The following is a 26825-nucleotide window of genomic DNA, read 5'->3' on the forward strand; positions in this document are numbered from 1 at the left end:
TTCAGGAGCGCTATTTTTGTTTAGATAATATCTTTTTTCTTGAGTTTTAATCCTAATCCAAATAACAAAATGCTAGAAAACACTGTCATAAAGAAATTGCCATCATCACCAGTAGTTGGTAAACTTGATTTTAACGACTCTGGATTCATCTTTTTAAGGACTGAAGTATTTGTTGCTCCAATCTGAACCAATGGCTTTTGAGCTTCTTTACTAACGATTCCCATCTCAGAAATCTCTGACTTTGGAGCCGCTACAGTAAGTTTTGAACCAACCGCAATCACTCGATCTTGAGCAGCATCAACTACTGGGCTACTATAAACAATGGACTCAAATCGACTATTAGGCCCATCTTGCACAAAATGGTATGAGACCACACTCACTGTGGAAGAACCTTCTCGTCCCAAATTAAGAATTACCTGATCTCCAAGCGGAAGATGAGGATCATTAACATACTGAACCTGATAAGCAATCGGACTCGACTGCGACCTACCTACTTGATATTGTATTACCATTGGACGCATTTCTGCAACAAGGATTTCCTTAGTAGATGGTGTGATAACACCTGTCACTGGATCAAGATTATAAGTTGTTGTCAACCTCACAAGACCATCTTGTCCAGCATCAACTACCTTAACTTGCCAATCACCAAGTGAACGGTCCTTCACTTCTTGGTAAACAACAGCCATAGCCACCTGTTTCTCACTGACTATCGGTTTAATCCCCTTAATAATGACTTGATCCTTAGCTATGCTAGAAGAAACAACTGACTCAGTTGCCACTAATCGATTATCACTGCCAAGTGTATAGGTCGTTCTAGTCGTTTCTGACCCATTTACACCTGCTTTTATGATATCACTTTGACCCGTAGGGTCATAAGCTAACGTCATATCGCCTGCATAAACCGTTTTATAAGGTATTGACACTGTCGTCTCAACCGGCATTGCACCATAAATAACTCGACCATTAACTGGGGCAGTCACCGTGTTTGTGACTAAGTAAGGTACAACTCGAGCAGTCCTTGGATAGTCAAACAATTTATGATAAAGGTTAGCAAAATAATACTCTGACGCAGCAAATGGACTATACCCACTTCCATTTCTAGGCATATATGCATCCCCTGTAAGCGGGTTGGCAACAAATGTATCATAAGGAGTACCATATAAACGATGCATGATGTATTGGCTTAGCCCTTCAGCAAATGCTTCCTCACTATTATCTCTGTAGTATGACCACACATCTGGGCGATCAAAATAAGTATGGTAAACATCTAAGAATTCTGTTGTGTCCGAAAGAGCCATGACCGTGTCAAGCGTGTTATCAGTATTGCGATCAGAGGTTTCCATATAAAGACCACTTTTGAAGTCAATAATATGAGTCATTTCATGCAAAACAGTCGCTAACAATTCAGTATTATTAGACACATACTTCAAAGAAATCGATTGATCTGCAGAACTAGCTAAACCAAGTGTAGTTGCTCCCATACCAGGAATTTCCCCATCATAGATAACCAAATTAGCAATAACGCGCTGAATTTCTAAAGGGAGAGACTGTAGCCTTGCTTCAAAATCCTGCTTTTGATCATCAGGCATAGCTGTATGGCTATAATCGACATCAATCCTGACACTATCTCGGTAGTTATTATAGCGATGTGTTAAGGAATCAAATTGTCTGGTCATCAAATCCATATCAGCTTGTTGCTCAGCAGTTAAGGTGCCTAGTGCTGTTAATTGATTATAAGCCAGCTGTGCTCGTTGATAATCAGCTTTAATATCTGCATATAAAGCATCATTAATAATGTTACTATTGTTATATCTTAAGAAATCATCACTAGAGCTTGTCAAATTTTCTGGTACCAACTCTAGTCCGTAATCTTGAGCCGAAGTGTTCCACAAATCATCTTTACTCGCTTGCAGCAGTCGAGCATAAAATGTACTATCATCTGATAAGCCAAGTGTGGCTCTAAGTTGGGAGTTAGTTGGATCTAGCATTTCACTTGTTACAGGTCGAACCACTCGTGTTCGAGTAGTTGAACCATCAGCATTCGTAACAGTGATGTAGTCGTACATGTAGTTTTCAGCATACTGAGCATACTCCCTAACAGTGCTTTCACTTCTATTAAAGTCAGTAGGTAAAGCTGGCATAGGCACAAAAAGACTATCTACAGCAATCCTATCACTAGGTAATACCTGTGTAGAATCAACATGGTAAAAAGGCTGATCAATCCATTTATAAGCTTCAGAATAAACAGCTGGACTTGTGGGAGCTGTGGTTTCTGTCTCTATCTTATATGTAGTAGTTGTACTGGTACTGCCATCAACCGCAGGACTGACAAGATCTGTCCCCACAGGTTTTGTAACATCAACACTGTATACAGTAGTAGCTGGTGTCGTCGAGGTTACCATAGTCGTCGGCTTAGTTCCTAAGACAATGACTGTTTCGGTTGGCTCAATCCGCTGAACAGTAATTACTGGGTTACCATTAGCGTCTAAAGCTCCTGTCTGAGTGGTAATTAATTTACCATCAACACCTTGAGTCTGGATTTGTCGGTAACCTACAGCTTGGCTAGGATCTGAAACATATCGAATAGGACTAGAAATAACTGTTTCCGTAACAGTTGGAGTCGTCGGCACTGCTAAAGTCGTTGTTGCAGATGATGGAACTCCTCCACTAGTAGCTAAAGGTATTGTTGCAGTGGTACTAGTTGAGTTTGTAACAGCAGGTGTTGTCGTTACTAAACTAGTTGGTGATGTTGACGTTACTAGTCCAGTAGTCTCCTCTGCACCGACAACCTGAGTTGTTAGCATCACCCCTAATAAGATACTACCAACTCCCAGCACCGTTTTGCGGATGCTAAAAACTTCTTTTTTATCCCTAAACATTCTCCTAATCCTCCCTTTTGTAACCTCTTTTTAATATTCCCTAACCTGATTGTAGCATATATGTATTAATTCACAAAAGGTTTTGCTATAATTTTTTAACAAATTAAAAAAGGTAGCAAAGATCAAGGCTCTTGCTACCTTTCTAATGTCTCTTCTAACTTTACATCATGCCACCCATCATACTTGGATCCATTCCGGCTGGCATCGCTGGAGCTGCTGGTTCTGGTTTATTTGCCACAACCGCTTCAGTGGTCAATATTAAACTTGCAACCGATGCTGCATTTTGAAGTGCAGAACGTGTCACTTTCACAGGATCTATGATTCCTGTTTCAATCATGTCAACCCATTCTCCGCTTGCAGCATTAAAACCTGTTCCGACTGGGCTATTTTTCAACTTATCAATAATAACCGAACCTTCAAAGCCAGCATTATAAGCAATTTGACGAACCGGCTCTTCAAGTGCACGGAGAACAATATTACGTCCGGTCGCTTCATCTCCCGTTAAGTCAAGCGCAGCTACTTTTTCAATAACTGTTACAAGTGCTGTTCCACCACCACTAACAATACCTTCTTCGACTGCTGCACGAGTAGCGTTTAAAGCATCTTCAATGCGCAATTTCATTTCTTTTAGTTCTGTTTCTGTTGCGGCACCTACTTTGATAACTGCAACACCACCTGCCAATTTAGCTAAACGTTCTTGTAATTTTTCACGATCGAAGTCTGAAGTTGTTGTTTCTAACTGTGATTTGATCAGTCCCACACGGTTAGCAATCGCTTCAGCAGAGCCAGATCCCTCAACAATAACTGTAGAATCCTTGTCAACAGTTACTTTAGCAGCCTGTCCAAGCGCAGCAATTGTCGCATCCTTAAGCTCAAGTCCTAAATCTTCTGTGATCACTGTTCCGCCAGTTAAAATAGCAATATCTTCTAACATAGCTTTACGACGATCACCAAATCCTGGGGCTTTCACAGCTACAACATTAAATGTTCCGCGAATTTTGTTTAAAACAAGAGTTGGTAATGCTTCTCCATCCACATCGTCAGCAATAATAAGCAATGGACGACTTGTTTTAAGAACTTCTTCTAATAATGGTAGAATTTCTTGAATATTTGAAATTTTCTTATCTGTTATTAAAATAAATGGATTCTCAAGATCAGCAACCATCTTCTCATTGTCAGTTACCATGTATTGTGACAAGTAACCTCGGTCAAACTGCATACCTTCAACTACTTCAAGTTCAGTCTCCATACCGCGTGACTCTTCAATTGTGATAACTCCATCATTTCCAACACGTTCCATAGCTTCTGAAATGTATTCACCGACTTTTTCTGAACGGGATGACACAGCTGCTACTTGAGCAATAGCTTCTTTACCAGTAACAGGTTGCGCAATTGTTTTCAATTCTCCAACAGCTGCTGAAGTGGCCTTTTCAATCCCACGACGAATACCGATTGGATTAGCTCCTGCAGTCACATTTTTCAAGCCTTCACGAACGATAGCTTGTGTTAAAACTGTCGCAGTCGTTGTTCCATCACCAGCAATATCGTTAGTTTTTGATGCTACTTCTGAAACCAGTTTTGCACCCATATTTTCAAAGTGATCTTCCAGTTCAATTTCTTTAGCAATGGTTACCCCATCATTGGTAATTAGAGGTGAGCCGAAGGCTTTTTCAAGTACAACATTACGGCCTTTTGGTCCCAAGGTAACTTTGACTGTATCTGCTAAAATATCTACACCACGTACCATTGCTGCACGCGCATCTGCTGAAAATTTAATATCTTTTGCCATATAAAATCCTTCTTTCTGTAACTATTGTAATGAGGTGACTACTTATTCAGTAATAATTGCAATAATATCTGACTCTCTAATGATAGAAACTTTTTCTTCATTAATGGTTACTTCTAAATCATGTCCGCTTTCAACTAAAACTTCTTGACCAACCTTAACAGAAGGTGATACAAGCTCACCAGTGATAGTTCGCATACCAGTTTCGCTAACGGCTACAACCTTAGCTTTTCTTGTTGACTCTTTTTGTGCTCCAGCAAGAACAAAGCCTCCGACTGTTTTTTCTTGCTCTTCATTAAATTTAACGACCACGCGGTCACCTAATGGTTTTAACATGAGTATTACCTCCAATAAATTGAATTTTATTATTTTTAGCACTTTTTTATATAGAGTGCTAGTTCTGTTTACTATTTTATCACTTGGTCAAAAATAGTCAAGAAAAAAGAGCCTAGTTTTTTACTAAACTCTCTCTTTATCTTATTCTATGTCACATTTTATTTTGCCTTTGGTTAAACCAACTTTTAATTTATTTCCAGAAGATAACTGTCCCGAAAGGAGTAGCTCTGACAATTTATCCTCAACTTCTGTTTGAATCGTTCTTCGAAGAGGACGAGCCCCCATTTCAACATCATAACCTTTTTCAGATAGGTATTTAAGTGCAGACGGTTGGAATTTTAGAGTAATTCCCTTTTCTTTTAGGGTAGCAATTAATGGTTTCACCATAATCCTAACTACTTGTTGCATATCTTCTTGACTTAAACTGTGGAAAACAACCTTTTCATCAATTCGATTAATAAATTCAGGACGATAAGTTTTCTTTAGTTCTTCTAAAATCCGTTTTTCCATAGCTTGGTGATCGTGACTAATATCTCTAACACCAAAACCTACAGTCTTATCATCTCGAAGTGCTGTCGCACCTAAATTGCTGGTCATGATAATAATAGTATTCGTGAAGTCAACTTTGCGACCACGGGAATCTGTCAGCACACCGTCATCCAAAACTTGAAGAAGAACGTTGAAAATATCTGGGTGAGCTTTTTCAACTTCATCAAAGAGCAAAACGGAGTAAGGCCTATTCCTTACTTTTTCTGTCAATTCTCCACCCTCGTCATAGCCCACATATCCTGGAGGAGCACCATTAAGACGACTGGCTGAAAATTTTTCCATGTACTCTGACATATCGAAACGAATCAATGCTGATTCATCATCAAATAAAACTTCAGCCAAGGCTTTCGCCAGCTCTGTTTTCCCAACACCTGTGGGACCTAGAAACATAAATGAACCAATTGGCCGTTTGCCAGTGCGAATACCAGATTGGTTACGACGTATAGCCCTTGAAATAGCTGAAATAGCCTCGTCTTGACCAATAACGCGTTTGTGTAATTCTTCCTCTAAACGAAGGTATTTTTGGCTATCAGCTTGGCTAATTTTCTCAAGCGGTATGCCTGATAGTCTACTCAAAGTTGCCATAATATCATCTTCTGTAACTGGGGTTGGGTTGGGCTTTGTTTTCTGACCAGCCTTTAACAGACTAGCCACCTTTTTAAAATCCTTATCTAGGATAGCTTGATCAATAGGACTTAAAAGGGAGGGAGCCTCTTTTTTGATTAGTCCCTGAACTGTTGCACTTGCCTCATCTAAGAGGTCTATAGCAGAATCTGGCAGGTTTTTGCTAGTTAAATAACGATGTGCAACTTTAACAGCCACTTTGACAGCCTGATCAGAAATACCAACATTATGATACATCTCATAAGAAGATTTTAGACCAAGAAGAATTTGGTAAGCATCTTCAAGGCTTGGTTCTTCAATTAAAATTTTAGCAAAACGACGAGATAGAGCTGCATCTTTTTCAATATGTTTTTGATATTCTTCCTGAGTTGTTGCACCTACCATATGTAGCGTTCCACGAGACAAGGCTGGTTTCAAGATATTAGCTGCATCTAAGGTACTATCGATACCACTTCCAGACCCCATAATCGTATGTAATTCATCAACAAAAAGAATGATTTTCCCATCAGCTTCGATATCATCTATTATTTGGTTCATCCGCTCTTCAAAATCACCACGAAAACGGGTTCCTGCAACCACACTCATCATGTCCAATTCCAAAACTCGCATCTCCTGCAATTCGTAGGGAATAGCCCCCTCGACAATTCGTTGAGCTAGTCCATACGCCAAAGCCGTTTTCCCAACACCCGCATCTCCGACTAAGACCGGATTATTCTTGGTCTTGCGGCTCAATACCTGGACCATCCGAGTAATTTCTTTATCTCGACCAATCACCGGTTCTAAAAGTCCTTGACTGGCCATCTGCGTTAAGTCACGTGTGAAATCAGAAAGTTCACCTGCTGAACTTGCCGGTTTCATCATATCTGAGAAGGTCCCACCTGCTTTTGATTTTTTAGGTTTGCGTAATTCATAAATAGCTTTAATAGTCTCTTTACTATAGGCAGCCTGTCTTTCAATTGCTTTACGTAAATCAGAGATTTTCAACTCCCCTTGACCCTCATCTCGTAGTTTAAAACCAGCCATTTCAAGTAAACGTGCTGCCATCACATCAGGGTTCAATAATATTGCAAAAAGCACGTGTTCCGATCCCACTTCCTGGGCACCTGTTACTTGACGGATAGCATCTGAAAACTGGAGAATTTTTGTTAAAGTTCTAGACTGACCTTTTAAAGTCCATTCTTTCACATCATCATTTGGTGTTTGTCCCATAGCCAAAATAGCTGCCGCTTCATATTCTTCTATGGCAACTTTATCATCAAATTCATTGAAAACAAGTCCCGCGAGTGAATTGTTAACCACAACCATTGCTAAAAGAAGATGCCAGGTTTCTAAATATTGGCTATCAAAGCGTGCAGCTTGATATTGAGCCTGCTTGAAAATTTCTTGCATTTTAAGTGAGTAATCTATCATTAATTGCTTCCCTTCCTGTCAATACGCTGTAGCAAACGATATAGCATACGCGCACGAATAGCAGATGCGTCTGCCCCTAGAACTTCATCAGAGGCCATTGCTAAGATAACGTTCCCCTCGCGTTCAGTAATTAAATGTTCATCAAATAATAATTGAATAGAATCAGTAAAAACAACTTCACTCACCTGCTGACCAATATTTGCAGTTAAATTGCCAATGAGATGGTGTTTGTCTGAAAAGTGCACTTTAGCAATTCGAATATAGCCACCGCCACCCCGCTTACTCTCAACTTCATATCCCCGACTTTCAGTGAAACGGGTTTTAATAACATAATTAATCTGACTTGGTACCACTTGAAAAGAATCTGCTAATAGGGAACGTTTAATTTCGGCAATCCCCGATTGAGCTAATAACTCTTTGATATATTCCTCAATGCTATCCGATGTGTTTTTTGTCGGCATCAACTCACCCCTTCATTTCTACTCAATTTTTGACTAAAACTGACTTTTATTATAACAAATTGCAGATGTGAAAAGCAAATCTTTGTTTGCTAAAACAATCTCTTTGGTTCATATAGACACAAAAAAGGCAGAAACTAGTCCGCCTTTTCTTTATCTATTGTTCATTACTGATTAAGATAATTTAGTGATATTCACTGCTTGAGGGCCACGTTGACCTTCTTCAACATCAAATTCAACTTTTTGACCTTCATCTAAAGTTTTGAAACCATCAGACTGAATTGCTGAAAAATGTGCGAAGACATCTTGACCTTCCTCAGTTGAGATAAAACCGAAACCTTTTTCAGCGTTAAACCATTTAACTGTACCTTGTGCCATATACATCCACTTCCTTTCTAATAAAGCTATTGTGTAAAACTAGAGAGAAATGAAGATGTTAAAACACAAATATTTACTCAAAAACTAATTTACAATCCCAGTTTAACAGAGAATAAGGGTATTGTCAAGGCAAAACATTAAAACTCCTTTAAAACTTTAAAAAATAAATTAAATAGAAAGCGTTTAACTAGATCAAGGTAGTTTTTAGTTGAGTTTCTCCTCTCTCTAGGCTAAAATGTGTTGTATAAAGAAGTCACTATTTTTAACAGCTCAAAGTCATTAATTTCTTTGAGATAATTAATGAAAAATTAAGCGAATTGCTAAAATAGGCGATTATAGGAGAGAACATGTCCAACACCAACTTAGTAGACCGCATTCAAACTATGCGTCAAAAATATATTAACAATTACCCTACAGAGAAACTAAAGGCAGATTACACCTGTTCAGATATCAGAAAAGCTAAAAAATTAAAAAAGAAGCTTATTGCTCTTGAAAAAGAACGTTGCCACAAATTAATTGAACATATTGATGTCACTGAGATTGACCAAAAAATTGCTATTTTAAAAAATAACTACATTAATGAAAGTCAGTCATCTCATAAACAGGAAAAATCTTAATCATGCCAATAGCTATAATTGTCATCACCTTTTTACTTTCCCTCATCTTATCCAACGTTATTAATCGTATTATTCCTCAGATACCTTTACCCGCTATACAACTCTTTTTTGGTATTCTATTTGGAATTTTTAGCAAAGATCAAGCTTTAATTCTAAACCCTGAGCTTTTTCTAGCTTTTGTTATCGCACCTTTAAACTTTCGTGAAGGTCAAGAAAGTGATGTTAAAAGTTTTCTAAAGTCACGCAATCTGGTTTTATTCCTTATCTTGCCTACTGTTTTTTTAACCACTATTCTTATGGGGCTCAGTATTAAGGCCTTACTTCCTGTAGAATTACCCCTTGCTCTATGTTTTGCTATGGGGGCTTCTTTAGCCCCAACTGACGCCGTAGCCTTCTTATCCCTTGCTAAGCGTTTTAAGTTTCCTAATCAAATCAAAAATATTCTTACTTCCGAAGGGCTTTTAAATGACGCTAGTGGTCTAGTTGCTTTTCAGTTTGCCCTCATTGCTCTTACTACAGGCTATTTTTCTCTGACAAAAGCAGGGCTCCAATTATTAATTTCCATTGTCGGAGGGTTAGCTGTTGGTATCATCTTTGCATTATTAAATAGAATCTTTTTGTCTATCCTAGAAAAATATGACGCTGCCGATGTTACAGGAGCTCTATTACTTGAGTTAACTCTTCCTTTCGTTGTTTACTTTATTGCTCATGTGTTAAATGTTTCAGGTATTATTGCAGTTGTTATTGCTGGGGTTATGCAAGCCAACCGACTTAAAAAAGTTACCTTATTCGATGCACAAGTTGATCGTGTGACAACAATTATCTGGGAGACTATAAATTTTATGTTAAATGGTCTTGTCTTTATGATATTTGGCATGGAATTAGCTCAATTTACTAGTCCCGCAATCGCTAATCCAAACTATAGCAATGTTTCCCTCTTTCTACTGGTTTTTGCCCTCACTGCGATTCTATTCCTCATTCGTTACGTGTTAATCTTCAGTTATTTTTGGATAAGGAGTCTAAAGACTCGTAAAAGTATTCAAAAATACTGGAAACATATCAACCTTCTAACAGTTTCTGGTGTTAAAGGAAGTGTCTCTATCGCTATCATTTTATTGCTCCCAAAATTGACTGGAGTTCAAAATAGCATCGCTTTATTTATTGTCGGTTCAGTGACCTTGTTGAGTTTTTTGAGTGGCTTGCTTATTCTTCCTAAACTAGCACCTTTAGTGACCACATCTCAAAATCTTGTAACTAAAATCGCACTCTTGACAGATGTTTTACAGAACCTAGCGATGGAGAGTAGAACAGCACCAGCTAACCAAGCAGCACTCTACTACGTCATGGACAGTTATAATAATAGAATTGAAAACCTAATTTTGGAGCAAGAGCCCAATAATGTCAAAGAAGAATTAGCGGAATTACAGTTGCTCACCCTAACAATTGAAAGCGAAGGCTTAGAGCATGCTTACAAACAAAAGAAAATCAATATCATCGAGTACCGTGTCTACCAGAATTACATAAAATTACTTGAAAGACAGGTTAATCGTAGCTTTATCTCAAGTTTCAGCTACACAATTACTATTCTTTTACGCGTTTTACGTCATCTTTTACGAGAACTCCTTTCCTTTGGAGGGCGAAATGATAGAGTATCAACCACTTTCAGACAAGGAACACATCTTTCGCAGGAGAACCGAGATCATCTAACGGAATTGTATTTAGACAATACCGAGCTTATTATGGAAACTTTAGAAGATTTAGAAGGATTCTACACAACATCACTGGTTGATTTTCTGCAAAATCAACGCCTCCAAAAAGCAGAACTAATTAAATCTGGTTTATTTGTGGAACGCGTTATTGCCAATTTTATTCCCGATATTAGCGGGGAAAGATTGCATGGGTATTATCTAGAAAGACAGTTTATTTCTAATTATGAACAGCGAGGTGAACTAACAGCTAAAGAAGCTCAAGCCTTACGTGATGAAGTTAATGAACTAGAAAGTTATTCCTTACGCGAGAGCTCCCCCAACTTTGCCTACGACCTTATTAAATATCGACACACAACGAAGTGACCTCCTCACTTCGTTTTTTTGAGCAAATCAACTGAAGTACCACTAGTTAGTTGTAAAATAGAATTACGATAACTACTACTAGTACATGTATCAGAAAAGAGCTTCTAAGCAGGACAAATTCAAATCTATTTTTGATACTAAACGACAATATTAAGGAGGTTATTATGAAAACGATTAGACACTTTCACCATATTAGCGTCAATGTTTAAGATGCTCGAAAAAATTTAGACTTTTACAGAGATATCTTACAATCAAGTTTCGTTAAAAAATTTAACTTCAATGACCCAAGTGATTATCATCACTATTTTGCTAACCAAGAAGCAGAGCCTGTACAGCTTCCTTAACCACACTAACTTGAATGTTATAACAATCCGTAATCGTAAGTATTTCAAATCCATCTATTTTCGTGAGCTCGGCAAAGTTATTTTTGAATTGGCAACTCAAGAAGCAGTTCTAACAATTGTTAAAAAAACAATTGAATTACTTAAACTATACCGAGCTAAATATTTTAAAGAAAATGCATTGAATCGACTTGTAATAAATTAATTAAGTAGCTTGTTGGGCATCTAGTTCACAATCACTCACTAAGACATATATATGCTTCCTTTCTTATTCTGAAAGGCATTGACTTGATATCCATCTCACAACTACTTGGTCATGAGAACTTAAATATTACCTTAAAAGTGTATGCCCACCAACTAGATAAACTCAAACAAAAGAATAATCAAGCGTGAAAAGATATCTTTGGAAATTTGACCGACTTTTGACCGATTTAATTTCCTTTTTATACCCTTAGCAAAAATTAAAAACCTTGATTTATCAAGGTTTTAGAGAGTTTTAAAAATGTCTTAAGATATTAAAAAAAGGCGGTAGACGGATTTGAACCGACGATCAAGCTTTTGCAGAGCCGTGCCTTACCACTTGGCTATACCGCCACGACAATAGCTATTTTACCTCAATTGTAGGGAAAGGTCAAGATAAAATTTCCCTATCACTTTTTTAAAAATTTTTTCTAATCATATTTAAAACTTTTAGAATTCATTAGTCCAAAAAAGCTTAATTCTACACCGTTTGGAAGCATTATAATTAAAATAAACTTATTAACTGGTTAATTTTCTGATAATTCACCAAAAATGCAAGGGCTTTCTTTTAGACTTTTGGGAAATCTTTTCCTATAATACATGTATAAAATAAAATAATAATATGGAGGTTCTTTATATGTCTTTAATCGGAAAAGAAATGGTTGAATTTTCAGCCGACGCTTATGTAAATGGTGAATTTGTTAAGGTGAGCACCGAGGATATCAAAGGAAAATGGGCAGTCTTCTGCTTCTATCCTGCTGATTTCTCTTTTGTCTGCCCAACTGAGTTAGGTGATCTTCAAGAACAGTATGAAACATTAAAATCTTTAGATGTGGAAGTTTATTCTGTGTCTACAGACACTCACTTTGTCCATAAAGCATGGCATGACGATTCTGATGTTGTCGGCACAATTACGTATACAATGATTGGTGACCCTTCTCATAACATCTCACGTGCTTTTGAGGTATTAGATGAAGAAAATGGTCTTGCCCAACGCGGAACCTTTATCATTGATCCTGATGGCATTATTCAAATGGTAGAAATTAACGCTGATGGCATTGGCCGTGATGCAAGTACACTAATTGATAAAATTCGTGCCGCTCAATATGTTCGCCAACACCCAGGTGAAGTTTGTCCAGCCAAATGGAAAGAAGGGGCTGAAACCTTAACACCTAGCCTTGACCTCGTTGGTAAAATTTAATAACTAACTTCAAATTTTCAAAGGAGGTAACAAATGGCATTAAGCCCAGATATAAAAACACAACTCAATCAATACTTAGCTATGTTGGAATCTGATATTCAGTTGCAAGCTCACCTAGGTGATGATGAGCAGTCAAAAAAAATGCAAGAATTTTTAGAAGAGATTGTTGCTATGTCAGACCATATTTCACTTGAATCCTCAGACCTAGATCGCATCCCTAGTTTCAGCATTGCTAAAAAAGGAGAGCAAGCCCGCGTTACTTTTGCAGGCATCCCATTAGGTCATGAATTTACATCATTTATTTTAGCTCTTTTGCAAGTATCTGGTAGACCTCCCAAAGTGGATCAAGAAATCATCGACCGTATCAAATCCATTGATAAACCGATGCATTTTGAAACCTACGCTAGCCTTAGCTGCCACAACTGCCCGGATGTCGTTCAAGCCTTTAATATCATGGCTGTTCTTAACCCAAATATCACACACACTATGATTGAAGGGGGGATGTTCCAAGATGAAGTCAAGGAAAAAGGCATTATGTCTGTTCCTGCTGTCTTCTTTGAAAATGAACTCTTCCATTCTGGCCGTGCAACCATTGATCAACTCTTAGAGAAAATTGCTGGTCCTCTGTCAGAAGAAGTTTTCTCTAATAAAGAAACCTACGATGTCTTAGTTATTGGTGGAGGTCCAGCGGGCAATAGCGCAGCAATTTATGCAGCACGTAAAGGCCTTAAAACAGGACTTCTTGCTGAAACTTTTGGTGGCCAAGTGATGGAAACTGTCGGCATTGAAAATATGATTGGCACCCTCTATACCGAAGGACCTCAATTAATGGCTCAAATTGAAGAGCACACAAAATCTTACAAAGTTGATATTATTAAATCACAGCTGGCGACTAAGATTGAGAAAAAAGAGCTTGTCGAAGTCTCATTAGCCAACGGCGCTGTCTTAACAGCTAAAACGGCTATTCTGGCTCTGGGTGCTAAATGGCGGAATGTGAATGTTCCCGGTGAAGAAGAATTTCGAACCAAAGGTGTTACCAATTGTCCGCATTGTGATGGCCCACTATTCGAAGGAAAAGATGTGGCTGTCATCGGGGGAGGTAACTCCGGCCTAGAGGCAGCTCTCGATTTGGCGGGCATATGTAAGCACGTTACAGTTCTTGAGTTCTTACCTGAACTTAAGGCTGATCAAGTTCTTCAGGATCGCGCAGCAAAAACAAACAACCTTACTATCATTAAAAACGCTGCTACCAAAGAAATCCTCGGCCAAAATCATGTTACTGGTATTGATTACACTGACCGTGAAACTGGTAAAGATGCTCATGTTGACGTGGAAGGCATCTTCGTGCAGATTGGTCTCTTACCAAATACTGAATGGCTTAAAGATAGTGGCATTGAGCTAACAGATCGAGGCGAAATTATTGTTGATGGACATGGTGCAACTAATATCCCTGGTATCTTTGCTGCTGGTGATTGTACCAACTCAGCATATAAACAAATCATTATTTCAATGGGATCTGGAGCTACAGCTGCTATTGGAGCTTTTGATTATCTCATTCGTCAATAATATTAAAAATCAGTCCTGAACTAAGCTGAGGGCTGGTTTTTTTGTCATAAAGTAGAATCCCCTTGCTTTTCCCTGCCTTTTTTGTTAGAATAGGTTTGTCGTTTGTCGACAAATACTCATCTCTTATCGATTGTGGGCTTGTTGCCTTCGGGTTAGTCTGCAAGTCAACGTAAGGGAGAGGAAAAAACATTATAAAGGAGAAACTACTCATGGCAGTAATTTCAATGAAACAACTTCTTGAGGCTGGTGTTCACTTTGGTCACCAAACTCGTCGCTGGAACCCTAAGATGGCAAAATACATCTTTACAGAACGTAACGGCATCCACGTTATTGACCTACAACAAACTGTTAAATTAGCTGATCAAGCTTACGAATTCGTTCGTGATGCTGCTGCTAACGACGCTGTTATCTTGTTCGTTGGTACTAAAAAACAAGCTGCTGAAGCAGTTGCTGACGAAGCAACTCGTGCAGGTCAATACTTTATCAACCACCGTTGGTTGGGTGGAACTCTTACTAACTGGGGAACAATCCAAAAACGTATCGCTCGTTTGAAAGAAATCAAACGTATGGAAGAAGAAGGAACTTTCGAAGTTCTTCCTAAAAAAGAAGTTGCACTTCTTAACAAACAACGCGCTCGTCTTGAAAAATTCTTAGGCGGTATCGAAGATATGCCTCGTATTCCTGACGTTATGTACGTTGTTGACCCACATAAAGAACAAATCGCAGTTAAAGAAGCTAAAAAACTTGGTATCCCAGTTGTAGCTATGGTTGATACAAACGCTGATCCAGATGATATCGATGTTATCATCCCAGCTAACGACGACGCTATCCGCGCTGTTAAATTAATCACTTCTAAATTAGCTGATGCTGTTATCGAAGGCCGTCAAGGTGAAGATGCAGAAGTTTCTTTCGAAGCAGAAGCAAAAGCAGATTCAATCGAAGAAATTGTTGAAGTTGTAGAAGGCGACAACAACTAAGTTTAATACCAGTTCTTAAACTCAAATTTAAGAAAACTTGATATTCAAAATACCTAAACGGGGCAGAAAGCAAACCGCTCTGTCTCGTTTTTTTAACTAAATTGATATAAAAATTTTGGAGGATTCTACTAATGGCAGAAATTACAGCTAAACTTGTAAAAGAATTGCGTGAAAAATCTGGTGCTGGCGTTATGGACGCTAAAAAAGCACTTGTTGAAACTGATGGTGACATGGATAAAGCCGTTGAACTTTTACGTGAAAAAGGTATGGCAAAAGCAGCTAAAAAAGCTGACCGTGTTGCTGCAGAAGGACTTACAGGCGTTTATGTAAGTGGTAATCATGCTGCTGTTGTTGAAGTTAACGCTGAAACTGACTTCGTAGCGAAAAATGCTCAATTCGTTGAATTGGTTAACGAAACTGCAAAAGTTATTGCTGAAGGTAAACCTGCAAACAACGAAGAAGCATTAGCTTTAGTAATGCCTTCAGGTGAAACACTTGCTTCAGCATACGTTAACGCAACTGCTACAATCGGTGAAAAAATTTCATTCCGTCGTTTTGCGCTTCTAGAAAAAACAGATGCACAACATTTCGGAGCATACCAACATAACGGTGGACGTATCGGTGTTATTTCAGTTGTTGAAGGTGGCGATGATGCTCTTGCTAAACAAATCTCAATGCATATCGCAGCAATGAAACCAACTGTTCTTTCTTACACTGAACTTGACCCACAATTTGTTAAAGATGAACTTGCTAAACTTAACCATGACATCGAATTAGACAACGAATCTCGTGCAATGGTTGACAAAGCTCCACTTCCATTCTTACAATATGGTTCAAAAGCTCAATTGTCAGATCAAGTTATCACTAAAGCTGAAGAAGATATTAAAGCTGAATTAGCTGCTGAAGGCAAACCAGAAAAAATCTGGGACAAAATCATCCCAGGTAAAATGGACCGCTTTATGCTTGACAACACTAAAGTTGACCAAGCCTACACTCTTCTTGCTCAAGTTTACATCATGGATGATAGTAAAACAGTCGAAGCTTACCTTAACTCAGTAAACGCAAAAGCAATTGCCTTTGCTCGTTTCGAAGTTGGTGAGGGTATCGAGAAAAAAGCTAACGATTTCGAATCAGAAGTTGCTGCTACAATGGCTGCCGCTCTTAACAACTAATTATTAAAAACCTTGATTATGTACTGCACCCCAAAAGTTAGATTTTTTGTCTAACTTTTGGGGTGCAGTGCAATTAAAGTCAAGGTTTTTTTGTTCACTTTTTTTGAATAAAGCCACACTTAACGCCAAATGACTGAGCTAAAAGCCCAGTCATTCTTTGTTTATTACCAAATAATAACACGCTCTTCTGGCTTACGCCACATAAAGTCACCCTCTTGAATTTGGAACACTTCATGGAAGTCATCAAAATTAGTTAAGGTTACATTTGTGCGCCACTCACCTGGAGCATGAACATCTACGCTGGCCATCATTTGCATAAATTCCGGACGAGCCTTCATTCGCCAAATTCGAGCAAAATTGATGAAGAAATCACGCGCTGAGAAGTCAATTTCTTTCTTAGCTGCCTCTAAGGCACAAGCTACACCACCTAAGTCAGCTACATTCTCTGATACTGTCAATTTCCCATTCACCTTAGCACCATAAGAGTCTAAGCCATCAAATTGGTCAACAATCTTATCTGTTCTCTCTTTAAAAGCACTATAGTCTGCCTCGGTCCACCAGTTTTTCAAAGAGCCATGCTCATCGAAGGATGCACCATTAGTATCAAAAGCATGTGAAATCTCATGGGCAATAACAGCTCCAATACCACCATAGTTAGCAGAAGAACTTTGTTCTAATGAATAGAAAGGTGCTTGTAAAATAGCTGCCGGAAAAACAATTTGATTCTGTTGTGGATCATAGTAAGCATTGACCATGTGTGCTGGCATATGCCATTCGCTACGATCAACCGGCTTATTCCATTTACTCCAATTATGAGCGATTGAAATTTGAGCCAGTTTTTGGGCATTTTCTACTAAAGATACATTTTCATCAATAATTTTCTTTTCATAAGTTTCTGGCAACTTCTCAGGATAACCAATATGAGGTGTAATCACATTTAATTTCACAATAGCTTTCTGACGTGTTGATTCTGCCAGCCAATTGGCCTTTTCCAAACGAGCTTTATAGACATCAATCATGGTTGCAACTTTTGCTTCCACATCAGCTTTAGCTTCTGCCGAGAAATAACGATTTGCATACCATAAACCTAAGGCTTGACTATATGGACCTTGTGCCAAATAGTAGGCTGCTTTCTTTTTGTCCATCGCCTGTGGTGTTCCTGAAAGAGCTCGACCATAACTACCAGACTCCACTCGGATAGCATCTGTCAGATAAGCATTATAGGCATTGGCCGCATTCACAATCAGATCTGCTTTTAAAAGTTCCCAGTTTTCTTCTGAATAATATTGAGCAGCAAAATCTGTCCAAAAACGTTTTTCGGGTACAATCACTTTATCAGGGCTTTGACCTAAGATTTGATTAAAAATCTTATCAAGTGGTAATTCCGGCGCTAACTTAACGAAATCTTCCCAAAGGTATGGATGATAGAGTTTAACATACTCAGAGGATTCTTCGCTTGAAAGAACGTATTGAGCTAATTTTTTATCCAACTCTAATGTTTTATCTAATAGGTCAGCAATTTCTTCTTCAGTAAATTCAAAGTTACCGAGTAATTTCTGCTGAGACGCACGCCATACTGACCGCAGTTCGTCGGCCTTTTCGTGTCCTTCTTCATAATAGGTTGTATCCGGTAGTAAGATTGATGGCGCTTCTGCCCAGAGGACATTAAGTTGAGCATTCATAAAATCAGGAGCAACACTAAAAGGAAAAAGGTTTGGCTTGCCAGTCATTTCAAAATCCGCCACTTTCTCAGCAAAATCTTTAAAACTTTCTAGCTCTTGATACTCTTTGATAAGAGGAAGAACTGGTGCTACACCTACTTCTTCACGATTAGCATAGTCAGATGTCATCTTATGCCATTTCACAAAGTTAGCTAAAATAGGTCCCTCTGGTAAATTTTTACCTTCTAACCATTGATCTGTTGTTTCCAACATCAGTTTTTCAATCTCGTCAGCTAAATCTGAAAAACCACCTGTTCTTGGTTTATCATCGGGAATAACAGCAGTCTTTGCCCATTCTCCATTAACAGCCTCATAAAAGTTTTCTTTATAATCAACCATTCTGTCTCCTTTTCTATTTTTCCTAAAATCTTAAGATTATAATCTCCTTCATTGTACCAAAAAAGCTTAGAGAATGCACTGTCTCTAAGCTTTTATAAAGAGATTATTTACTTCTAATAACGACCTAAAATAGCAATGGTTTGATATGCTTTAAGACGAATACTCTTATCGAGTAACTCATCATCATAATTACTAATCAGAATCTGACCATTTTGATAAGATTCAGGTAACTCTACAGATACTTCTTTTGCAAAAAAATTATTCAACACTAGAAGGCTTTGACTGCCCAGCTCACGTTCAAAGGCATAGATCTGCTCACTATCCCGCAGTACAGTTTTATAGGTACCCTCAGCGATTATTGGTAGCTCTTTACGTAGCTTAATCAATTTTTGATAGAAAGGAAAAATTTTACCCTTTTTCTCCTTTTCGACATTGATTTCCTGATAAGAATGACCAACTTTTAACCATGGTGTTCCAGTCGTGAAACCTGCATGTTCACTGGCATCCCATTGCATAGGTGTTCGTGAATTATCGCGGGATTTAGCTCGGATAATAGCAAAAGCTTGCTCAGGTGTTTTACCCTCATCAAGCATTGTCCGATAGGCATTTTTACTTTCAATGTCGACATAATCTGACATGGAACGATAATCCGGATCAACCATTCCAATCTCCTCACCCATATAAATGTAAGGTGTACCACGAGAAAGGTGGATCGATGCTGCTAGCATAGTAGCCCCTTCATCTCGAAAATTGTCAATATCAACAAAGCGATTTAGAGCTCTTGGTTGGTCATGATTATTGTAGAACAAGGCATTCCATCCGTCTCCTTCACTCATCCCTTCACCCCATGAATGAAAGAGATTGCGTAACGCGACAAAATCAAAGTCCATGATTGTCCACTTTTGACCATCAGCATAATCTACTTTTAAATGATGGAAGTTAAAAGCCATTGACAACTCCTCGCGTCCTGGAGCTGTGTAAAGAATACAGTTTTCAATAGTTGTCGCTGACATCTCACCAACGGTCATAAAGGAATCATCTTCACCAAAGCTAGCATTATTCAGCATTTTCAGATAATCATGCGTAATAGGTCGATCTGTATAAGCTGGCTTCCCATCATTAATAGGACAATCGACAATTTCGTCATCTTTACCGATTAAATTAATGACATCAAAACGGAAACCTTTAACCCCTTTATCGCGCCAAAAGTTAACAACTTTAAATAATTCTTCCCGAACATTTGGGTTACGCCAATTTAAATCAGCCTGCGTGATATCAAACAAGTGAAGGTAGTATTTACCAGTATCACCAAATGGCGCCCATGCATTTCCACCAAATTTAGAAACCCAATCTGTAGGTTTATCACGAAGAATAAAGAAATTCTGATAATACTTATCACCAGCTAAAGCTTTTTGAAACCAGTCATGCTCTGTAGAACAATGATTTAAGACCATATCAAGCATAAACTCGATACCAAGTGATTGCCCCACAGCAATCATCTCTTCAAAATCAGCCATAGTTCCAAAATCTGGATTAACAGCAGTATAGTCAGCTACATCATAACCATTATCACGTTGTGGACTTGGATAGAAGGGGTTTAACCATACCATATCAATGCCCAACTCTTTTAAATAAGGTAGTTTTTCTATAATTCCTCTGAGGTCCCCAACTCCATTTCCAGTTGTGTCTTTATATGATTTAGGGTAAATTTGATAGACAACTTTACGTTTATCAATAGTCATAGTTTTCCTTTCATAGAAATAGCGTCAGGAACTGTTACCAGTTCCTGATGTCGCTTATCAGTAGCTAATTTTTTCGAGCAATCATTAAATCTTCACTACGCCTAATATGACGCGGTAAACTACCTTCAATAGCCACATCATAAGCATCTTGATTGGTTACGATAACAGGTGTTTCAGTTGGATATCCCGCTTCCTTGATAAGATCCATATCAAAGGAGATCAATTTATCCCCAACTTTAACATGATCACCTTGACTAACATGAGTTGTAAAACCTTTTCCTTCAAGGTTTACAGTATCCATACCAATATGCATCAAGATTTCAACACCTTCAACCGAGAGCAAACCGATGGCATGTTTGGTTGGGAATAATACTGAAACTTGAGCATCAACCGGAGATACCAGTTCACCTTCGGTGGGTTGAATAAGCACCCCTTGACCCATAACTCCTTGCGCAAACACTGGATCAACAGCTTCACTTAAGGGTTTTACTTCACCAGTAAGCGGGCTGGTAAGTGTGACAGTAGCACTTAATTCAGCTACTGCTGAATGTCCAACTGTTTGTACTGTTGTAGCTGAACCGGCAAGTGATTCATCTGCCAAACGATCGGCAATAACTTCATCCTCGGTTTTGGTCATAATATTTGATTTACGGAAGAAGACAGTCAATGCCATTGGTAGTGCAATGGCTACAGCCATACAGATAAAGAATTGGCCCATATATTTCACATTGATTGCCATAAATCCTGGTAATCCGCCGACTCCAATTGAGTTAGCCTGAACATTCATTGTTGTACACAGCAGACCCGCGGCACTGGAACCAATCATACCAGCTACAAATGGATAGATATATTTAAGGTTAACCCCAAATAAAGCTGGCTCAGTAACACCAAGATAAGCTGAAATGGCAGCTGGAAGGGATATTTCTGCTTCACGTTCATTTTTACGGTTCATCAAGTAATAGGCAAAGACAGCTGAACCTTGAGCGATGTTTGAAAGAGCAATCATCGGCCATAATCCAGTCGTACGAGTTGCAGTATCTGCAATCAACTGAGTATCAATGGCATTTGACATATGGTGTAAACCAGTGATAACAAGTGGCGCGTACAAAGCTCCAAAGATAGCACCAAACAACCATTTCACAGGACCAGTTAAACCAGCTAGGACAACGAAGGAGATGCCTTTACCAATCGTCCATCCTAAAGGGCCTAAAACTGTGTGAGCTAAAATAATAGCTGGCACTAATGAAAGGAAGGGTACGAAAATCATCGAAACAACTTCCGGAATACGCTTACGCCAGAAGATTTCCAAATAGGCAAGTGATAAGCCAGCTAGGAGGGCTGGGATAACCTGTGCCTGGTAACCAATTTTGTTAATCGTAAAGAAACCAAAGTCCCAAACCCAATTTTTAGCAATTTCTGAAGCTGGCGTGGTCGCTACCGCATAAGCATTAAGCAATTGTGGTGACACTAAACAGATACCCAAGACAATACCAAGGATTTGTGTAGTTCCCATCTTACGGCTAACAGACCAAGTAATACCTACTGGCAAGAAGTGGAAAATCGCTTCTCCTGGTAACCATAGGAAACCATCAACCCCAGCCCAGAATTTAGAAACTTCTACAACCGTTTTCCCATCAAGGAATCCCCACGGAACACTATCAATTAAGTTGCGGAAACCTAAAATAAGACCACCAACGATGATAGCTGGAATGATTGGTGTAAAGATTTCAGCTAACATTGTCATCACACGTTGGAAAACATTTTGGTTACTTTTGGCAGCTGATTTTGCCGCTTCTTTTGAAACACCTTCTACACCTGAAACAGCAGTAAATTCATTGTAAAAAATTGGAACATCATTACCAATAATAACTTGGAATTGCCCAGCATTAGTAAATGTTCCTTTAACTGCTGGAATTTTTTCGATTTCTTTAATATTGGCCTTACTGTTATCATTCAAAACAAAACGCATACGTGTTGCACAGTGCGTAACTGCCTTGATGTTTTCCTTACCACCAATAGCAGAAAGGAGCGTCTTAGCTTCATTTTCAAATTTTCCCATTTGATTTCCCCTAGGTCTATTTCCCTTGATTTTCTCTATTTCAAAAAAACCAAAAATTAATTTTTGTAAATTCTTATAAAGAATTTAATCTACGCTTTAATTGTAATCGATTCCATATTTGTATGCAACTTGTTTGATGAAAAAGTTAGCTAAAATAGTAAAATTATGGTATCTTGTATGTTGAAAAATAGACAAGTTAGAAAGTTACCCTCTTATTATGAAGAAGTATGAATATATATTTAAAGATTTAGAATCAAAAATATCCAAAGGAATTTATGCTATTGATGATTTTTTACCACCTGAAAACGAATTAAGTAAAAAATATAAGGCTAGCCGAGACACTATTCGCAAGGCCCTCGCTCTCTTAGTTAAAGATGGCTTGGTTAAGAAGCAACAAGGTCGAGGAACTCAAGTTATCAAACACCATCAAATCCTTTTTCCTATTTCAGAGTTAACAAGCTACCAAGAATTGGTTACCTATTTTAATATGGACTCTAAAACCAATGTTATTGCTATTGACAAGCTAATTGTGGATAATGATATGTCAAAATTGACAGGTTTCCCTCCTCGTTCCATTATTTGGCGAATTACCCGTCAAAGAGTAGTTGATGGTATTGCCTCTGTCCTAGATGTTGATTACCTCAGCAAGGATATTGTACCAACTATCAGTCGTGAAGTTGCTGAAAAGTCTCTTTACCAATACTTAGAGAATGATTTAAACTTAGCTATTGATTTTGCCTTAAAAGAAGTTACCATCGATCAAGTCAATGACAAAGATAAAATTTTACTAGATCTAGGATCAGACCGCCACCTTGTTTCTGTTAAATCAAAAGTTTACCTCTCATCTAATGAACAATTTCAATTTACTGAGAGCCGCCATAAGTTAGAAAAATTTAAATTTGTTGATTTTGCGAGACGCAAACCAAAATAATAAACACTGTATGAGGCTAAGCTAGCTGACAAATCAGTTTTCTTGGCCTCATACTCCCTATATATTAATGCCTTAGTCAGAAAAGCCACCTTTTATGTTGATATAATTGGTTTTTCCCTTTTAAAATAGGAGACAGATGAGTCCCAATTAAAAGTTTTTGGTATGACTGATAAAATGACTATCCCAACAGCATCATGGATTACACTAGGAGATTATCATCATCACTTGGCTTTCAACCACTGGAGAGAGTCTAAGCCTAGAGTCCAAGAATCTACCAGTCCTGGGTTGAACTTCTTAACAATTACGTTTGAAGCCCAACTCACCTTCGAAGACAGCTATCAAAAAGCGCAACTCCAAGGTATGTGAAAGCAGCCTCAAAAACCAAGAACTCCTTTACTTCCATGGGGATTCCTACGGTAACATTAGCAACGGAATACTTAAGCTATAAAAGTTTTGACCTTTTCTTGACAGAAAGGCTTTTTCTTTACTACAATAACTATATGTTAACTTTTCTAATCCCAACAGCTAAAGAAATGAAAATTCCCAAGCAGAGTTTTCCTCCTAATATTCCAGAAAATAGCCAAGCTATCATAGATCAATTAGCCTCCTTATCATTCAAAGAACTGGCTTTGGCTTATAAATTAAAGGAAACTGCATGCCAAAAAGAGTTTGATAGAATTCAGTCCATCAAAAAAGGACAAGCTCCAACTTATCCTGCATATCAGCTCTTTAATGGCCTCATGTATCGTCACCTGGACCGGGAACATTTATCTCAACAAGAGACAAACTATCTCCTCACGCATACTTTTATAACATCATCTCTATATGGTGTTATTCCAATGGATTTTCCCATCGCCGAACATCGCCTAGATTTTCAAACAAAACTTAAAATCAATGGAAAATCCTTAAAGCATTACTGGCGTGATGATTATGACTATTTCGTGAATGACAGGGAAATCATTATTTCACTTTTATCTAGTGAATTTGAAGAAGTTTTCAGCAAAGATAATAACAACTTGTGGATAAGTCTCTTGTTTTTAGAAGAAAAAGCCGGGAGCCTAAGAAGTCATTCAACCATCTCTAAAAAGGGTCGCGGAGACTTTCTTAAAGCTTGTGCTCAGTACAATTGTCAAGACATTCAAGATCTTAGAAACCTTGATTTTAAAGGATTCACCTTCAGTGAAGAGCAATCAAATTGCCATAAACTTGTCTATATCAAAAAAGAGGCCTAGGCCTCTTTTTGATGTTTATCCCCATGCCTGGATTTTATTCACAGGTTGTGGATAAGTGTGAGGATAAATCCTACTTATTTAGACTTAGAGCTATTTTTAATTATCTTAAAAATAGCTCTTCTTAGATAAGTTTATCTCGACTGACCTGCTCGAAGGTTTGGGCACCATCATTTAGTTTTGACCAAATCACCACACAATTACGTTTCAAAGATTCTTGGACATCTATGATTCTTTGATTTGAGGATCCTCGAAACTGCAACATGAGATTTTTTTTAGTGATGTCGAAGCGACCATCCACCAAAATATCAATTAAGGACAGTAGCTCTAACTTATCGGGTGTTTCTTCCATCATTTCCTCCCAAGTATAACCAGTCCATGACCAAATATCTTTTTTGGGCAGTTCTTTTCGAATCCGTTTAATGAGTGGCAACAGTATGCCAGTGTTTAAAAAGGGTTCCCCACCTAAAAGTGTCAAACCTTGTACATAGGGTTGAGCTAAATCAGTCATAATTTGCTCTTCTAGCTCCTTGGTATATGGCATTCCAGCATTAAACGACCAAGTTGCAGCATTATAACAGCCTTTACAGTGAAACATACAACCTGATACATAGAGAGAATTACGCACGCCCTCTCCATCAACAAAATTGAATGCTTTATAATCGATAATGCGCCCCTTACTGAGTTCGTGTGATTGCCACTCCTTTGGTTTTGGATTATTCCAGCATTTCTCTGACATCTGCTTTTACCTCTGTTTTATCCAATAACGTTCTGTCTCCCCCTGAACATCTTCTAAAAGACCACCATTTGCCAAAATTACCGACCTACTAGCGCTATTATTAACCTTGCAAGTAACAAGGATAGCGTCTATATTCTTCCCATGTGCAATGGTAATGGCTTTACGCAACATCTCCTTAGCAAAACCTTTGTTTCTCTGACTAGGTCGAACAGAATAGCCAATATGTCCTCCTGAGGCTCGCAAAGCATCTGTCAATCTTAGTCGTAAACTCAAGAAGCCAATAGCTTTCTTTGTTACTTGGTCAAAGGCTACAAATTGGATGGATGGGGCAAAGTGACTTGGAATCCCAATTCCTTGCTCAATTCTTTCATTATTTTCAAGCCAATTGTCATAGTTAAACTCTTGAGGGTTCCAAAAACCTCCATCATGCGGTGAGTCGAAATCATCGAATTCTCGCATCATCTCTACTATCGTTTCCTTATCTTCATAAGTTGGACGTCGTAATTCCATCAAACTCCTCCTAATGTGGCAGGTTTAGGTCTAAAATACCACTTGTCTCCTCTGAACTTACAATTTGCTGGCAAATCCAATGGCTCATCAAAGTCAGTTCATTGTTGACAGGGTTGACACCATTTTTAATTGCATCTATGAAAGCATTAATAATCGACTCGAAGCCGCGTTTGTATAAGGTAGTATCCCAAGCTGAAAAACTAATTTGTTCCTGATGATTTCCCTTGAAAACTGTTAATTGATCTAGGTTTTCAAGATGCATTGTCTTCTCAGGTCCCTGAACTTCCATCACTTCTCGACGACACCCCGACTGAAGGTTCATCGTAGCTATAATCACTGTGTTCTTAGTCTCTATATTTACAACTACTTGACAAACTTTTTCTCCCTCTAACTGATAAGAAAAAGAGCCAGTTTCAGGCTTTTCCTCTGTTAAAAACAAGGCTGTATCAAGAGGGTGGATAAAAAAATCAAACACTTTAAAAATTAATTCTCCAGGTTTGTTGCTATCATCTTTCTCGACTAAAACTTTACGCTTAGTTGACATAGTTGACAACTCCTTTACACCAGGAGCGAAACGCCGGTTAAATCCTGCCATTAGAAAGGTTCGGTTAGCCTCTGCCAGAGCATAAAGCTCCGCTACTTCCTGATATGATTCAGATAAGGGTTTGTCCATATAGACAGCGATTCCTTTTTCTAAGAATAATGCGGCTATTTGGAAATGTACTTTTGTCGCAACGTGAATAAAAACACCGTCTAGAGCTACATTAACCAAGTCTTTATAGTCATTGTAAACTACTGAATGTGGAAAAAGAGCATCCACATCTCTTAGAGTAGCCTGCTGGCGTGTTGATATATGCCACTCAATACCACCTAGCTGGCGCATATAAGGGAGATAAGCCTTTTGGGCAATCTTCCCTAAACCAATAATGCCAAGTTTTAACATTAACTC

The 26825-nt window shown here is 38.3% G+C and carries 21 protein-coding genes, 1 tRNA gene and 1 pseudogene; 10 read left to right on the top strand and 13 right to left on the bottom strand.

Features of this window, described 5'->3' with window-relative positions:
- Positions 1–20 precede the first annotated feature (20 nt).
- From FGK96_RS09965 to FGK96_RS09990, 6 genes are all read right to left on the bottom strand, one after another.
- Positions 21–2879: a G5 domain-containing protein gene (locus FGK96_RS09965; RefSeq protein ID WP_138083389.1), complete on the bottom strand. Its 2859-nt coding sequence runs from the start codon at positions 2877–2879 to the stop codon at positions 21–23.
- A 160-nt stretch (positions 2880–3039) separates the two neighbouring features.
- Positions 3040–4668, bottom strand: a complete 1629-nt coding sequence (groL, locus tag FGK96_RS09970; RefSeq protein ID WP_138083390.1) for a chaperonin GroEL — start codon at positions 4666–4668, stop codon at positions 3040–3042.
- A 42-nt stretch (positions 4669–4710) separates the two neighbouring features.
- A complete protein-coding gene (groES, locus tag FGK96_RS09975; protein ID WP_138083391.1) occupies positions 4711–5001 on the bottom strand; it encodes a co-chaperone GroES in 291 nt (96 codons plus the stop codon).
- 141 nt (positions 5002–5142) lie between these two features.
- Positions 5143–7584, bottom strand: coding sequence for an ATP-dependent Clp protease ATP-binding subunit (locus FGK96_RS09980; protein ID WP_138083392.1), 2442 nt, complete (start codon positions 7582–7584; stop codon positions 5143–5145).
- A complete protein-coding gene (locus FGK96_RS09985; protein WP_138083393.1) occupies positions 7584–8045 on the bottom strand; it encodes a CtsR family transcriptional regulator in 462 nt (153 codons plus the stop codon). The genes FGK96_RS09980 and FGK96_RS09985 overlap by 1 nt, the downstream gene beginning before the upstream one ends.
- Positions 8046–8216: 171 nt before the next feature.
- Positions 8217–8420, bottom strand: coding sequence for a cold-shock protein (locus tag FGK96_RS09990; RefSeq protein WP_003085753.1), 204 nt, complete (start codon positions 8418–8420; stop codon positions 8217–8219).
- A gap of 347 nt (positions 8421–8767) precedes the next feature.
- Between FGK96_RS09990 and FGK96_RS09995 the strand changes: the two genes are divergently transcribed.
- The 3 genes and pseudogenes from FGK96_RS09995 to FGK96_RS10720 form a co-directional block, all read left to right on the top strand.
- Positions 8768–9037 carry a hypothetical protein gene (locus FGK96_RS09995; protein WP_138083394.1) on the top strand — a complete coding sequence of 90 codons (270 nt, stop codon included), beginning with the start codon at positions 8768–8770 and terminating at the stop codon, positions 9035–9037.
- Between the two features lie 2 nt (positions 9038–9039).
- Positions 9040–11109: a cation:proton antiporter gene (locus tag FGK96_RS10000; protein ID WP_138083395.1), complete on the top strand. Its 2070-nt coding sequence runs from the start codon at positions 9040–9042 to the stop codon at positions 11107–11109.
- A 369-nt stretch (positions 11110–11478) separates the two neighbouring features.
- Positions 11479–11843, top strand: a pseudogene (locus tag FGK96_RS10720) (tyrosine-type recombinase/integrase); the annotation flags it as partial.
- Positions 11844–11973: 130 nt separating this feature from the next.
- On the opposite strand, the gene FGK96_RS10010 reads toward FGK96_RS10720, so the two are convergent.
- A tRNA-Cys gene (locus FGK96_RS10010) sits at positions 11974–12044 on the bottom strand.
- Between the two features lie 283 nt (positions 12045–12327).
- Between FGK96_RS10010 and ahpC the strand changes: the two genes are divergently transcribed.
- From ahpC to tsf, 4 genes are all read left to right on the top strand, one after another.
- Positions 12328–12891: an alkyl hydroperoxide reductase subunit C gene (ahpC, locus tag FGK96_RS10015; protein ID WP_138083396.1), complete on the top strand. Its 564-nt coding sequence runs from the start codon at positions 12328–12330 to the stop codon at positions 12889–12891.
- A gap of 33 nt (positions 12892–12924) precedes the next feature.
- Positions 12925–14457 carry an alkyl hydroperoxide reductase subunit F gene (ahpF, locus tag FGK96_RS10020; protein ID WP_138083397.1) on the top strand — a complete coding sequence of 511 codons (1533 nt, stop codon included), beginning with the start codon at positions 12925–12927 and terminating at the stop codon, positions 14455–14457.
- Positions 14458–14666: 209 nt separating this feature from the next.
- Positions 14667–15434 (top strand): 30S ribosomal protein S2, encoded by a 768-nt coding sequence (rpsB, locus tag FGK96_RS10025; RefSeq protein WP_071794140.1) that lies wholly within the window; start codon positions 14667–14669, stop codon positions 15432–15434.
- 131 nt (positions 15435–15565) lie between these two features.
- Positions 15566–16606 carry a translation elongation factor Ts gene (gene tsf / locus FGK96_RS10030; RefSeq protein ID WP_138083398.1) on the top strand — a complete coding sequence of 347 codons (1041 nt, stop codon included), beginning with the start codon at positions 15566–15568 and terminating at the stop codon, positions 16604–16606.
- 164 nt (positions 16607–16770) lie between these two features.
- Here tsf and FGK96_RS10035 read toward each other — a convergent pair whose 3' ends face one another.
- The 3 genes from FGK96_RS10035 to treP all read right to left on the bottom strand — a co-directional run bounded on the left by FGK96_RS10035 (position 16771) and on the right by treP (position 22467).
- The gene (locus tag FGK96_RS10035; protein ID WP_138083399.1) at positions 16771–18666 is read right to left on the bottom strand and encodes a M13 family metallopeptidase; all 1896 of its coding nucleotides are present in this window, start codon (positions 18664–18666) and stop codon (positions 16771–16773) included.
- 113 nt (positions 18667–18779) lie between these two features.
- Positions 18780–20408: an alpha,alpha-phosphotrehalase gene (gene treC, locus FGK96_RS10040; RefSeq protein ID WP_138083400.1), complete on the bottom strand. Its 1629-nt coding sequence runs from the start codon at positions 20406–20408 to the stop codon at positions 18780–18782.
- A 64-nt stretch (positions 20409–20472) separates the two neighbouring features.
- On the bottom strand, positions 20473–22467 hold the full coding sequence (gene treP, locus FGK96_RS10045) for a PTS system trehalose-specific EIIBC component (RefSeq protein ID WP_138083401.1): 1995 nt from the start codon (positions 22465–22467) through the stop codon (positions 20473–20475).
- Positions 22468–22684: 217 nt separating this feature from the next.
- Here treP and treR point away from each other — a divergent pair, with 217 nt between their 5' ends.
- From treR to yaaA, 3 genes are all read left to right on the top strand, one after another.
- Positions 22685–23398 carry a trehalose operon repressor gene (gene treR, locus FGK96_RS10050; protein WP_138083402.1) on the top strand — a complete coding sequence of 238 codons (714 nt, stop codon included), beginning with the start codon at positions 22685–22687 and terminating at the stop codon, positions 23396–23398.
- Between the two features lie 162 nt (positions 23399–23560).
- The gene (locus FGK96_RS10055; protein WP_138083403.1) at positions 23561–23764 is read left to right on the top strand and encodes a hypothetical protein; all 204 of its coding nucleotides are present in this window, start codon (positions 23561–23563) and stop codon (positions 23762–23764) included.
- A 134-nt stretch (positions 23765–23898) separates the two neighbouring features.
- Positions 23899–24630, top strand: a complete 732-nt coding sequence (yaaA, locus tag FGK96_RS10060) for a peroxide stress protein YaaA (protein ID WP_138083404.1) — start codon at positions 23899–23901, stop codon at positions 24628–24630.
- Between the two features lie 121 nt (positions 24631–24751).
- Here yaaA and nrdG read toward each other — a convergent pair whose 3' ends face one another.
- The 3 genes from nrdG to FGK96_RS10075 are packed head-to-tail and all read right to left on the bottom strand — an operon-like array spanning position 24752 to position 26819.
- Positions 24752–25366: an anaerobic ribonucleoside-triphosphate reductase activating protein gene (gene nrdG, locus FGK96_RS10065; RefSeq protein WP_138083405.1), complete on the bottom strand. Its 615-nt coding sequence runs from the start codon at positions 25364–25366 to the stop codon at positions 24752–24754.
- Between the two features lie 6 nt (positions 25367–25372).
- Positions 25373–25876 (bottom strand): GNAT family N-acetyltransferase, encoded by a 504-nt coding sequence (locus tag FGK96_RS10070; protein WP_138083406.1) that lies wholly within the window; start codon positions 25874–25876, stop codon positions 25373–25375.
- Between the two features lie 10 nt (positions 25877–25886).
- Positions 25887–26819, bottom strand: coding sequence for a Gfo/Idh/MocA family protein (locus tag FGK96_RS10075; protein ID WP_138083407.1), 933 nt, complete (start codon positions 26817–26819; stop codon positions 25887–25889).
- Positions 26820–26825: the final 6 nt, after the last annotated feature.

This window comes from Streptococcus porcinus (assembly GCF_901542335.1).
Lineage (GTDB): Bacteria > Bacillota > Bacilli > Lactobacillales > Streptococcaceae > Streptococcus > Streptococcus porcinus_A.